The 13,425-nt window shown below is 35.9% G+C and carries 10 protein-coding genes; 6 read left to right on the forward strand and 4 right to left on the reverse strand.

Annotation, left to right across the window (positions count from 1 at the left end):
* Positions 1–234 precede the first annotated feature (234 nt).
* The 4 genes from Q4597_RS19180 to Q4597_RS19780 all read right to left on the reverse strand — a co-directional run bounded on the left by Q4597_RS19180 (position 235) and on the right by Q4597_RS19780 (position 2,639).
* A complete protein-coding gene (locus tag Q4597_RS19180) occupies positions 235–1,164 on the reverse strand; it encodes an alpha/beta hydrolase (RefSeq protein WP_303407731.1) in 930 nt (309 codons plus the stop codon).
* Between the two features lie 148 nt (positions 1,165–1,312).
* Positions 1,313–1,789 carry a cupin domain-containing protein gene (locus Q4597_RS19185; RefSeq protein ID WP_303407753.1) on the reverse strand — a complete coding sequence of 159 codons (477 nt, stop codon included), beginning with the start codon at positions 1,787–1,789 and terminating at the stop codon, positions 1,313–1,315.
* A gap of 167 nt (positions 1,790–1,956) precedes the next feature.
* Positions 1,957–2,328: a nuclear transport factor 2 family protein gene (locus Q4597_RS19190; RefSeq protein ID WP_303407732.1), complete on the reverse strand. Its 372-nt coding sequence runs from the start codon at positions 2,326–2,328 to the stop codon at positions 1,957–1,959.
* Between the two features lie 110 nt (positions 2,329–2,438).
* Positions 2,439–2,639 (reverse strand): tyrosine-type recombinase/integrase, encoded by a 201-nt coding sequence (locus Q4597_RS19780; RefSeq protein WP_408065847.1) that lies wholly within the window; start codon positions 2,637–2,639, stop codon positions 2,439–2,441.
* A 950-nt stretch (positions 2,640–3,589) separates the two neighbouring features.
* Here Q4597_RS19780 and Q4597_RS19195 point away from each other — a divergent pair.
* The 6 genes from Q4597_RS19195 (at position 3,590) to Q4597_RS19220 (ending at position 13,300) form a co-directional block, all read left to right on the forward strand.
* A complete protein-coding gene (locus Q4597_RS19195) occupies positions 3,590–4,363 on the forward strand; it encodes a Ku protein (RefSeq protein ID WP_303407733.1) in 774 nt (257 codons plus the stop codon).
* A gap of 3 nt (positions 4,364–4,366) precedes the next feature.
* Entirely contained in the window at positions 4,367–6,784 is a 2,418-nt protein-coding gene (ligD, locus tag Q4597_RS19200; RefSeq protein WP_303407734.1) for a DNA ligase D, read from the forward strand.
* Positions 6,785–7,111: 327 nt separating this feature from the next.
* Positions 7,112–8,770: a hypothetical protein gene (locus tag Q4597_RS19205; protein WP_303407735.1), complete on the forward strand. Its 1,659-nt coding sequence runs from the start codon at positions 7,112–7,114 to the stop codon at positions 8,768–8,770.
* 262 nt (positions 8,771–9,032) lie between these two features.
* Positions 9,033–10,046: a 2,3-diaminopropionate biosynthesis protein SbnA gene (gene sbnA, locus Q4597_RS19210; RefSeq protein WP_303407736.1), complete on the forward strand. Its 1,014-nt coding sequence runs from the start codon at positions 9,033–9,035 to the stop codon at positions 10,044–10,046.
* Positions 10,021–11,826, forward strand: a complete 1,806-nt coding sequence (locus Q4597_RS19215; protein ID WP_303407737.1) for an FAD/NAD(P)-binding protein — start codon at positions 10,021–10,023, stop codon at positions 11,824–11,826. Before sbnA ends, Q4597_RS19215 begins: the two co-directional genes overlap by 26 nt.
* 13 nt (positions 11,827–11,839) lie before the next feature.
* On the forward strand, positions 11,840–13,300 hold the full coding sequence (locus Q4597_RS19220) for a Y4yA family PLP-dependent enzyme (protein ID WP_303407738.1): 1,461 nt from the start codon (positions 11,840–11,842) through the stop codon (positions 13,298–13,300).
* Positions 13,301–13,425: the final 125 nt, after the last annotated feature.

A 13,425-nucleotide genomic window follows, 5' to 3' on the forward strand; every position in this document is an offset into this window, starting at 1 on the left:
AAATCAATTATTAAATGATTTTTTGAAGGTAGATTTAAAACTAAACCTTCAATAGGAAATTATAAAGAAACTGGATAACAGTAGTTTGTAAAGTTGAGTTATGTGATGTTAAAGGCAACAAGAAATTGTTGCCTTTTTTAATAAGAACAAAAATATTATGACCTCACCCTTAAAACCATGAAAATTTAAACCGTAACTTTAAAATAGCATGGTTACCATTTATTCTGGTAAGAACTACTTTTCAAACAAAAACTCGAGAGGAAAATTGAGCCGTTTACTCCAAGCGTTTTCACTATGGTTTTCCCCTGAAAAAAATTTAGTGGACCAGTTAGTTTCATTATACCCTTTTTCAATCATCAACTGGTCTACCTTTTTTTGAATTTCCGGATACAATTTATCCAAGGTTTCATCACCACAGTCAAAGTAAAATTTATGATTTTTTGGATTGGGAAGGTTTTTATCTAGATATCTCAAAAATGCATCTGGTACCGGGTTGTTTTCAAGCGTAAAAGTACCGGGCCAATGTGTTGATAAACATGCGGCTCCTCCAAATACGTTGGGATATTCACAAATAGCGTACATAGAGATTAATCCTCCCATACTGCTGCCCATCACAAAAGTGTTTTCTTTGTCAGGGTAAACAGAGTAGGTTTTATCAATATATGGTTTTAATTCTTCTAGAATAAACTTAAGGTAGTTATTAGATTGGGGACTAAACATATTTTTTATAGGAACGTGAGAGCTTTTAAGTTGGGCATTAACCGTGTCCTTCTGACTATCTAACAAAGATTCAAACGGTTTTTGTGGGAAGTAATCAGAGTGTCTTGTTTCTCCTCCATTCCAAATACCAACAACTATAAATTTTTTAATTCTATTGGAATGAAATAATTTGGAAGCCACATAATCTACGTTCCAAGCTTGTTTGTTCCACGAGCTTTCAGGGTCAAATAACATTTGTCCATCGTGCATGTATAATACAGAATATTTTTTTAATGGAGAATAACCTTCAGGTAACCATACATCAACATTTCTGGACGTTATAAACTTTGACTCATAATTCTCAATACGTTCAAGCTTACCATGTGTTACTTTGGGAAGCGTAGTTTGCGCTTGTACAGTTAGAATTGAGAATAAGATTATAGTAGTACATATTAATTTTGTCATCAATTACTTGTGTTAATTATGGCTCTTTTTTTACTTTAATTTCCTTAAATGATACAGCTATGAATAGTACCGAACAAAGTAATTTTAACGTTCCTCCAAGTACAAGGATTTTCCTTGGATTGTCTTGATATATAAGCACTGATTCTTATTAGTTGTTTTTTAGCTTTTCGGCTATTTCATCATAATACTCTTGTGTAATCACTTCAGTCCACGTGGTTGGCTGCCCGCCACCATATAAAGCTAGATATGTTACATTACTAAGCTTCGTGGAGGAATGCCAATGTTCAATATCTTTCTCACATTTAATTACATCGCCTTTTTTCAAAATTACAGGCACATTCCCTCTCTCCTGGTAATAGGCCTCTCCATCTACAATTATCAATACTTGTGCTGTTGCATGTTTATGCCAGTCCAATGTTGAGTTAGCTTTAAACGTTGCTTTTGTAATATTATAACCCAATTCCGCGTCATCGTGAATAATAGCATTCAACCAAGCTTCTCCAATATAATGTGTGTTTGGAGCTTTTGTTCCTTCGATAAGATATGAGGATACGCTGTAATCAGAATCCTGAGAAAATACGGATGTAGATACAAAAATCAACAACAGTAAAATTGAATTTTTTATTTTCATAAGATTCTTCATTTATTTTGTTATTAGCGGTTTCCTATAAGAATAGTTGAGGGTTTGTGCCCGAGTATTTCCCGAAGAAAAACCAGAAGTAGCAAACACGCAACGACCTTTGATTAAGCACTAAGCCTCAATTATTTTTAGAGTGTTGTATGCAGGCTCTTTTATAGCTGTTCCACTAGTTTTCTGGCGGTAACAGTATCATATATAATTTTCAGTTTACTAATCTTATTTTGATTATCGAATTCAATAATGTCAACTACGTCAAATTCCACTTTTTGATTATTTTTTAAAGTCCATTTATAAGAAAAATAAAGAGCTAAATTGTTTGAGTCACTTTCTTCAAAAATTCCTTGTAAGCGAAGTTCAGAATTTGATGTATCACTATTTAACTCACGATAAAATTCATTCGCTTTTTTTATTCCGTATAGTGGTGAATCAACCATTCCATTTTGATTGAATAATGCAACTACTTGTTCAATATTTCCATTTTCAAGATGAGTAATATATTGCTTTGCTATTTCCTTTCTATTCATTATTTCATCAATTTTAAATTTCAGAGTTTGTTTCTCAGTTTGTGTACAAAGAAGATATAAAGCAATTAGTTACTTTATATCTTCTTTGTACCTACTAATCTAAATGATTTTTAACTATTAAAAAATGTTTGTAACTGCATAAGTGCAGATTTCTGTTGTTTTAATGGAACATGGCCTAGTAGCACTTGAATCTGTCTTAAATCGGTACCTGACTCCAGAAGATTGGTGGCAAAACTATGACGCAAAACATGTGGTATAACAGTTTGTGTTACTTTTGCTTTAATAGCTATGTCTTTTACAATTTTCAGTATATTCTGGACAACGCATTCCCCACCTTTTCTTCTTTCGAATAAATAGTTGGAAGCACTTCATTACATATAGTATATCCTCAAGTCTTCCAGTACTGTCTTAGGGAGTAGGGTGTACATATTCTTATTGTGAAAACAATAGCAAAATACATTGAACAATTTTAACCTTTCCGTTGGATAATTTGTCCAAAGAGGACAAATCGTGTTCTAAAACGTGTTCACTTTCGTGTTCAATTCTAATAGCGTCAAGAAATATAGACATAAAAAAACGGTTTAGAGTGAACTAAACCGTTGTTTTTGAGTGATTTTACTTATGTAGCGAGAGGGGGGCACGATCCCCCGACCTCCGGGTTATGAATTTGGAGATTAATCCAAATTCTAAGCTATTTTACTATAAATGCTGGTAAACTGTTTACCGAATTGTTTACTATGTTAAAACTAAATTTAATTGATGCTCAAGGTAAACAATAACAGAACCCAATGCAATTATTTACTAAAATTTATAACTTCAGGAGAACACAATTGTAGTAGTAAAAAGAATTTAATTACCGTTTCTCGCCAACTTCTTTTCATAAGGGCTTCTATGAAACTAATATCATAATTCTTTAAAATGTTATTAATAATATGTGATGAATCCAATATGGTTAGTGAGGTAAAAAAGCAATGGACTGGGGTGTAACTTCAATAATTCAACATTTGACCTTTTAAGGTTAAATAATAAACACTTTGAGTCACTTCGTTATACACAACTGCCCTAATTTATGCCTGAGAAAAAATGATGAACTCGGTAAAAGAAGTGTGGTTAATAAAATGGATACTTTATGGTCGATGGATACATAAATCAAATTGTGTGGTAGCCAGTTTGAATCCCATGCAAATCTTGAATCTTAGTCCGAATAATAGCTAACAAAAGAGTTTAGAGAAATATATTAAGTAACAAAAAGTAAAATTCTATGAGATCAATATGGAACGGCTCAATAAGCTTTGGTTTAGTATCGATACCTATTAAATTATTTTCTGGTTCTGAGGATAGAAAATTGGATTTGGACATGTTGGATAGCCATGACGGAGCTCGAATACGGTATAAAAGAGTAAATGAGGATACGGGGAAAGAGGTGGAATGGAAAGACATCGTAAAAGGTTATAAAAAGGATGATGAATACATCATATTGGAAAAGGAAGATTTTGAAAATGCCAATATGAAGAAAAGTAAGACTATTGATATTGAGCAGTTTATAGAGGCCGATGAAGTCTCGGATGTTCTTTTTAAAAAGCCATATTTTATTAAACCCCAAAAGGGAGGAGAGAAATCTTATGCGTTACTCAGAAATGCGTTAAAAAAGACAGAAAAGCTCGGAGTTGCAACATTCGTTATGCGTCAAAAAGAGCACCTATCTTTAATTGGAGTTTATGAAGATGCACTTGTTTTGCACGTTATTAGATTTGAAGATGAAATTAGAAGTACTGCGGAACTTGAGTTGCCTAAAACGAAAATTGCCAAAAAAGAAATGGATATGGCCATTTCTCTGATTGACCAGTATACCGAGAAATTTGATTTTTCAAAATTCAAGGACATTTATAATGACCAGCTTTTGAAAATTATAGAGTCTAAATCATCCGGTAAAGTTGCGAAGCCAGAAAAATTTGAATCTAAACCGACACCGGCTAAAGATTTAATGGCGCAGTTAAAGGCTAGTTTAGAAAAACGAGATAAAAAGGCATCTTAACCTGTGAATTTAAAGTCGTATCATAGAAAAAGAGATTTTGAGAATACTCCTGAACCAAAAGGGGGACTACAAACTGTATCTAATACACAACGGTTCGTTATTCAACGCCATGCGGCTAGCAGGTTGCATTATGATTTACGTCTGGAAATAAATGGAACTCTCAAAAGTTGGGCTATTCCCAAAGGCCCTTCTATGAACCCTAGTGATAAAAGATTAGCTGTTAGAACGGAAGACCATCCTATTGAATACCTCAATTTTGAAGGCGCTATTCCAAAAGGGAATTATGGTGCAGGTAAAATGATCATATGGGATACGGGTACATTTAAAATAGATAATACCGAAACGGATAAAAGTCTTTCTGAACAATTAGCGATTGGGAATATAAAATTACTGTTCTATGGAAAAAAAATTCGTGGGCGTTTCGCTTTGGTTCGCACAACTTCAAAAACTGATACGGAGCAATGGTTACTGTTGAAAAAGAAAGATGAGTTCGCTATTGCAACTTTTTACGATTCCGAAACCCTAGTACCTATTTCGGAAAGTAAAACCAGCAAAAACTATGATGTAATAGAGCCTGGCAGAATACTTCAACCCATGCTGGCTTCAAGTGCTAAAGAAATATTTAATGACCCAAATTTCATTTATGAATTAAAGTGGGATGGTTATAGAGTAATCTGCCATATTACTGACGGGAACGTTCTATTGCAATCACGTAACGGTATTAATTACAGCACTAAATTCAAGAAATTATATGAGGAATTAGGATCTATTAAACATGATGTCATTTTAGATGGTGAGGTTGTTTTGGTCGATGCCAACGGTGTTTCACACTTTGGGGAACTACAAAACTACCCTAACGCCAAAGGCCAACTGCGTTACTATGTTTTTGACATGCTGTATCTCAACGGGCACAGTATGCTCGATTTAAAATTGTTAGAGAGAAAAAGTCTCATTAATGAGGTTATTGGTGATTTAGAAATTACTCAATATTGCGACCACATCGAAGGTATGGGTGCGGCATTGTTCAACAAAGCAATTGAGGCAGGTATGGAAGGCGTAATTGCCAAGGAAAAAGATTCAAAGTACACCATTGGCTATCGAACGGAAAAGTGGTTGAAGGTCAAGGGAGTGCAAAGTGTCGATGCCATTGTTTGTGGATACACGGAGTCTAGCAATAGCCCCCAGTTAATTGGTTCACTCATCTTGGGTCAGTATGAAAATAACGTACCAAAATATATAGGAAACTGTGGGTCTGGGTTTTCGGATAAGAACCGAAAAGAACTTCAAGAATCACTGAGCAATTATAAGATTGAAAAAAGTGTGTTTGAGAACAAAACACCTTTAAAAGGGAGAAAAGCACATTGGGTAGAACCTATATTTGAATGTGAGGTAACCTTTTCTGAGCGTACGATAAATGGTTTTCTAAGAAACCCCATTTTTAAGAGGTTCACGACTGCTTTACCCGAACCGGTTTCGAAAGAGGTAACACTTGCCAAACATAAGGTAAGCACCAAAAAAGAGGTGATTACCATAGATGGTTTAAAGGTTCCTATCAGCAACTTGAACAAGGTCTTTTGGCCGCAAAGCAACTTGGTAAAGTATGATTTAATTGATTACTATCTGAATATAGCTGACTATATATTGCCACATTTGGTAGATAGGCCTCAAAGTTTGCACAGACATCCCAATGGTATCGAAGAGGAAAGCTTTTACCAAAAAGACAATGATAGATTGCCCGATTGGTTCGAAACGGTTTCTATATATTCCAAATCCTCCGAACGCGAGATAAACTATTTAATGTGCCAGAATGCGGCATCATTAATTTATATGGCGAATTTGGGTTGTATCGAAATTAATCCTTGGAGCTCAAAGGTATTGAGCCTTGATTATCCCGATTACGGAATTATTGATTTAGACCCACCGAACGGTTTTGATTTTAAAAATGTGGTGCAAGTAGCACAGGAGTTCCGTAAAATATTGAACGATATAAAAATTGAAAGCTATTGCAAGGTTTCGGGCTCCAAAGGTATCCACATTTATCTTCCTATGGCTCAAAAATACACTTATGAAGAAGTAAGGAATTTCATAAAACTGATTTGTCATTTGGTAGAGGAGAGGTTACCGAAACTAACTACGTTAGAGCGGACCATAAAAAAGAGAAACGGTAAAATTTACTTGGACCATTTACAAAATAGAAGGGGCCATACGATTGCTGCCATTCATTCGGTAAGGCCTGTTGAAAAAGCGCCTATATCAGCACCTATCTTTTGGGACGAGCTTAATGAGAAACTTAGTTCGCGTAAATTTTTGATGAAAGAATATCCAAAACGATTGGATAAGCATGGAGACCTATTTAGCAAATTGATTAATGCCGACTTTGACATGCAGGATGCATTGTCGAATATCAATGATTTTGATTAATCTATAGTAGATAATAATATTGTAGCATAGAAAGTATTTTAATGACACAACAGAATCAGCTTATCTAGCCGATAACGATGGAACCGATTGTGAAGTTTTGAGGAAGCTTTTATCGGAATAGATGGTAATATTAAGCTACCCTTATTTATATATGGGCTGGAGATAGATAATGATGCTGAGTCTCAAAAGGAAAGGCCAAAAATTCTTTAATTAATTGCGGTCTGATTCATTCATTAAGTCAAAATTGAAATCGTAAGAGCAGCTGAAATTTCTGATAATATTGTCTTTTTGTTATTAAAATAACTTTAATCTAAAATTTTAGTAACTATGTTCAATTCCTTTTTAGTCAGCGGTGCGAACAGTATGCTTCTGCAGCACCCTATTATAGACGATATTACCATTTCTCCTAATTATTTTATAACCATTTTATCCGGTGTTATACTGGCTTTAATATTTCAATTTATCCTAACTGCTGTTTCCGTGGCCGCTGGAGTTACTTCCATTGGTAATCTCAAAAAGAGCTATGCGGAATCGAAAGCTAACGTGGAAGAAGAAGATGATGATTCTACTAATATGACAGCTGGGGTAAAATACACCTCCATGTTCGGTATATGGAGTTTGATTACTACCAGTATTGCTTTGTTCGGAGCTACCGCATTGGCACTTAATATTAATGTTATAGAGTCTTCCGCTTCCAATATTTCTACTGCTTTAGTGATTTGGGGTCTGTTCTTTTTGATTTTATTTTATCTAGAGACCAAGGTGGTAGGGTCGTTACTAGGAAATTTGGTCACAGCTATAACTTCCGGGTTTAAAAGCAGTGCAGGAGCTATAACCTCTATGTTTGAAACCTCTCCGTACCAAAAGGCAGATAATGTTTTAGACCATACCATAGATAAGGTGCGTTCCGAGTTTGATACGGGAATGGATTCGGACAAAATCAACTCCGTCATGGATAATTTCTTTAACAAAGTTGATCAGCGTTTACCGGATATCGATCAACTAAAAGCCGATATGGAAGATGTTGCGAAGCAATCCAAGTCCAAAAATTCTTCAAGTAAGTGGATGGCCATACAACAAATGGTAACTAGTGCCATTTCCGAGAATAGTAAAAGCTCTGATCCGGACAAGCAGTCCAAGGCAAAAAAACTTCAGGAAGCCATGTCTACTATTTCCAAAAACTTTAATGAATCTGATAACAGCGAAGAAGGTGTAGAGAATATCGTAGCAGAATTCAGCTCAATGGACAGGCAGGAAATTAATTCTAGGACGCAGCAGATTAAAGAATTTCTATCTAAGGCGACCCCTGATGAGATATCGGGTGATCGATTGAATACTTTGTTGAAAGCGGCTATAAATCATCCAGGAATGATAATGACTATTATTAGCAATCAGGCTAATGGGTTGGATAGAGAAAGTATAATCAATATCCTTTCTAAAAATAGCAACTTAAAAAAAGAGGATATAAATGGATATGCGGACAAATTAGAAAATTTGTTTCAGAGTATAGGTAGTCAACTAAACACGGATAATGAGGAAAGCTTATTGAATAAGTTTACGGACAGAGTAACAACTTATTTCAACAGTAACGACTCTAATAGCTCATCATTAAACTTTGAACAGTTGGGCAGTAGCCTTCAATCAGCATTGTATAACCCCAAGAAGAGTTTGGCAGACATTAAGGGTCAGTTGTCCGGCTTAGATCTTGAGACTGTAAAGAGCTATATTACAGATAATAAATATGTTGACGAAAGTAAGGTAAATGATGTTGTTGCTACCATAAACAACACAAAGGAACAAATAGAGCGTAAGGTGGATAAAATCGAGACCGAAGCTCGCCAACGTGTTAAAAAACTGGAGCGAAAAGCCGTTATACAAGCAGAACACGCTAGGCAGACGGCTGTATCCGCAGCATGGTGGTTAGTTATTACGGCCATATTATCCGGTGTGGCAGCTATTGGTGGTAGTGTGGTTGCCTTGGCGTAAAAATAAATTTGATAGTGAAAAAGTGCAGTATATCTGCACTTTTTTTATGCTTCATTTTAGAATATTCGTTCTACTTGTCAATAGTCTGTTTAGGAGACTTTGATTTCATTTCAAAGTGAAGGTTAATTCTATCTCATTGCGCCACTTTTTTAGTTAATGAAGCAAAAAAACCATTTCAGAATTTAATAATATTGATTGGGTGCAATTCAGTTGTTAGCGTTTAGCTATGGGTTGGTGAACACGGTATTTTATAACTATAAGGATGAGAAAAATAGCAAGAGATATACTAGATACTATTGGTAATACCCCACTAGTACACCTTAGCCGTTTCTTTGGAAAGGAACATGTCTATGCAAAATTAGAAAGTGCCAATCCAGCAGGTAGCATGAAGGACAGAACATCGCACTTGATTGTTTCGGAACTTTTGAGAAATGGGAATGTTATGGAGGGGGGAACTATTGTGGAGTCGAGTTCAGGGAATATGGCCGTCGGTTTGGCGCAGGCTTGCCGATTTTATGGCTTGAAATTGAAAGTGGTGGTTGATGTCAACCTGAATAAACAGACCCATAAATTGCTGACGACTTATGGTGCGGATGTTATTATGGTGAATGAACCTCTTCCTGACGGTGGATTTTTAGCCGCAAGACTTAAAAAAGTAAATGAATTATTGGACACCATTCCGGGTAGCATTTGGTCAAATCAGTATGGCAATCCCAATAATCCCAAGGCATATTTCGCGGTAATGGAGGAAATCACAAATTCGTTGAGTCAAAATTTAGATTATCTCTTTGTTGCTACAAGTACCTGCGGTTCACTTATGGGTTGTGCTAATTATATTGAGCAAAACGAGTTAAATACCAAATTAATTGCAGTTGATGCGAATGGTAGTGTATTATTTGGAGGACGGCCTGAAAAACGTAAAATCCCAGGGCATGGGGCAAGCGTACCTTCCCAATTTCTAGATATTTCCAAAATTCATGATGTTATACATGTCACTGATTTAGATTGCATACAGGGCTGTCGAGATTTGTTAAATAAAGAAGCGATTTTATCCGGTGGCTCTTCAGGAGGAATCGTTTCGGCATATCAAAGATATTCCCAACGATTGCCAGAGAAAAGCACCTCTGTACTTTTGCTTCCTGATAGTGGAGAACGTTATCTAGATACGGTTTATAATGATAATTGGGTAAAGCATATTATAGGTAATAGGAATTTTAAACGGGATAATTATCAGCCAATTAAATTACAAAATGGAATTTTGGGAACAGCCATATAAAGTGGCCATTGTCGGAGTTGGCCCAAAAGGGCTATATGCGATGGAGCGCCTACTGGCCGAGTTGAATAAAGGAAATGTCGGTACTGGCGTTGAAATCCATCTTTTTGAAAAGACCGGGTTTTTTGGTGCGGGAGCTACATATTGTCCAAATCAGCCGGAATATCTTATTATGAACTACCCTAATAGAAAAATTAATGCTTGGCCACAAGAAATACCGGAACCATGTGTAAATGAAGCGCCAAATTTTGTCGAATGGCTGAGTAAAGGAGTTATCGAAAATGAAATAAATATAGGCGATAAGTTTTCTTCGCGAAAAAAGGTGGGTGAGTACTTAATATATTGTTTTGACCTTTTACAGCGGCAAAGTGGTAATACCATAAAAATCGTTAAACATGTTGCCAAAGTCAATGATATTAAAGAGTGCTCAGAGGGGCTGCTTTTAAAATATTCTATTGATGATGGAGATTATGACATGACTTTACAAATAGATGAAGCTTTGCTCACCACGGGACATACCAGTTTCATGGGCAAACTTAGTTTTAAATCGTGTTTGAATAGCACGCAATCCGATTCGATATCCTATGTATATCCTGTGGCTTCTAAACTTTCCGGGATATCTGAAAGACTTACTATCGGAATAAAAGGAATAGGTCTTACCTTTATAGATACAGCTTTAGCATTGACCGAAGGTAGAGGAGGGATATTTAAAAAATTAAGTACAGGAGAATTTCAATATCTACGGTCTGGTAAGGAGCCGGAAAAAATTTATGCATTCTCAAGAAGTGGTTTGCCTATGGTTCCGCGGAGTAGTGCGGAAGGCCAAGAACGGTATCGACCTATATACTTTACTAAAGAGAATATATACAAAAGGGCAGGAATCGGTAATAAAGTTAAGTTTTCTGAACATGTTCTTCCATTGTATATTGCTGAAATACAGTACCGGTATTATAGTATCATTTTTGAAAAAAACCGCACAGCCTTTACTATTAGCGATGATTTGAGGACTATGAAGTTGCAAATCGAGCATTTCCATAAGTTATATCCCAATGAATATCGGTTTACTTTAAGAGATATGGTTATGTCAAAATCGTTCAGTGCTGATTCACTAGAGTTGGATACGCTTAATTATTTAAAATATCTTGTTATAGAAGCGGAAATGGGTTCAAATATAAGCGGGTTTATGGCTGCTGCCACGACTTGGGCGAATCTCAGTGAAACTTTTAATGAAATTTTCAGTTTTAGCGGTATGACCTCGCAATCCCATCATATTTTCGATAAAGAATACCGTTCAATGCTAAACAGGATTTCCTATGGGCCACCAATTGAGAATGCAAAAAAAATCATCGCGTTGGCCGAAACGGGGATTTTGGATTTTGATTATGCCAAAAATCCAAATATTAAGAAATTGGATAGGGGATGGTCCATACAATCTTTGGTTGGAAAGCCTCAACAATTTGATTTGTTAGTAGATGCCAGAATTCCAAAATCAAATAATTTTGATGATTGGTCTCCCTTGTTAAAGCATATGAAAAATAAAGGACTCATACGCCCATACATTGTTAATTCCGAAGGGTCTTATGAGCTTGGTTGTCCTGAAATTGATAAGCAGGGAAGAGCTATAGGCAAAAATGGAGGTATAAATCATAATATTAGTTTTTATGGTACGCCCACAGAAGGGGCCGTCTATGATAATGATACCCTTTCACGCGCACGTAACAATTTTGCCTCGTCTTGGGCAGCGCAAATTCTGAACAAAATTCAAAAGCGAGAATTCGCTTAAAAAAATATTTAGAATGACAAATAATAACTACTCCAAATCCCTTGGTGATATTCAGTTAACACCGGTAACCAGTGCATGGATGCATGAAATGATGGACCATACGGAAATAGTAGAAAATTTACTCGATACGTATGGTTCTCCACTTAACATCCATCATCTTCCTTCGTTCCAAAAGAATATAAGCGACTATTTGGAGGTATTTAAAAAGTTTGAGGTTGAAGGTCAGATTTACTTTGCAAGAAAAGCGAATAAAAGCAAAGCTCTTGTAGATACTGCTTTGAAATCCGGAATTGGTGTCGATACGGCTAGTTATAACGAATTAAAACAGGCTATAGAAATAGGTGGTACTGAGCACAATCTGATACTAACCGCTGCTGTTAAAAACCGTGCTTTGCTAGAGTTGGCAATCATGAATCATATAACTATCATTGTGGACAATACCGATGAGCTGCAAATGGCGAATCAAATTGCTGGAGAATTAGAAAAAGAGTGTTCTGTCGGGATTCGTCTAAGTGGTTTTCAAGTCAATGGAAATAAACTTTATAGCCGTTTTGGTTTTGACATCGAACGGGATAGGCACAATTTGAAAATTTGGTTTTCAGATAAAGCAACCTTTCCTCATTTGAAGCTTTCTGGATTTCATTTTCATTTGAACGGATATAGTATCGAAGAACGTGGGGAAGCGGCAATTCAAACTCTAGAAATTATTCAAGAGTTTCGGCAGCAAGGTAATTCCATCGATTTTTTGGATATTGGAGGTGGTATTCTCATGAATTATCTTGAATCACATGAAGAATGGGTGAACTTTCAAAACCATTTGAGGGATGCCATATTGGGCAAGAGAGAGCCGATAACTTTTCAGAATAACGGATTGGGATTTGAACAAGAAACGAACAAGATGGAGATTAGGGGTAACTTGAGCACCTATCCATTTTACAATGAGATTCACAGTACAGATTTTCTGTCTCAAATTCTATCATATCAAAACTCTTTTGGAACATCCGTGGCAGAGCTAATAAATAGTGCGAATATACAAGTACGAATTGAGCCAGGTCGTTCTCTGTTAAATCAAGTGGGTGTCACTTTGGCCAAGGTCGCATATCGTAAGTTGGATGCACAGGGAAATTGGTTAGTTGGCCTGGAAATGAATATGAGTCAGTTGAAAAGTTCTAGTGCTGATTTTTTATTAGATCCTTTCATTATTTATAAAAATCGACCAGAGGTTATTGAAGAAGCGAAACTTTTCTTAACGGGATCCTATTGTTTGGAACAGGACGTATTGCTAAAGCGTGAATTGACATTTCCGAACCTGCCATCCCGTGGAGATATGATATTGTTTGTTAATACAGCAGGATATATGATGCATTTTTATCAGACAGAGTCACATCTATTTAACCTTTCTCAAGATCTTTTTCTAGAAAAGTTTGAAAAGCTGGCATCGGAACTTTTTACAACAGATAGTTCGGTTAATTGAGCTGATCTTTTATAGAAACGATTAGATCAAATTCTTGTTCTTTTTGTTCCAAGTACGCATATATTAAAATAACTGGGTGAATTTTAAATACTATGGAGTGGTCAAATTTACTAGTTTATTAGATT

The sequence above is a fragment of the Zobellia sp. 1_MG-2023 genome, assembly GCF_030549125.1.
In the GTDB taxonomy this organism is placed as follows: domain Bacteria; phylum Bacteroidota; class Bacteroidia; order Flavobacteriales; family Flavobacteriaceae; genus Zobellia; species Zobellia russellii.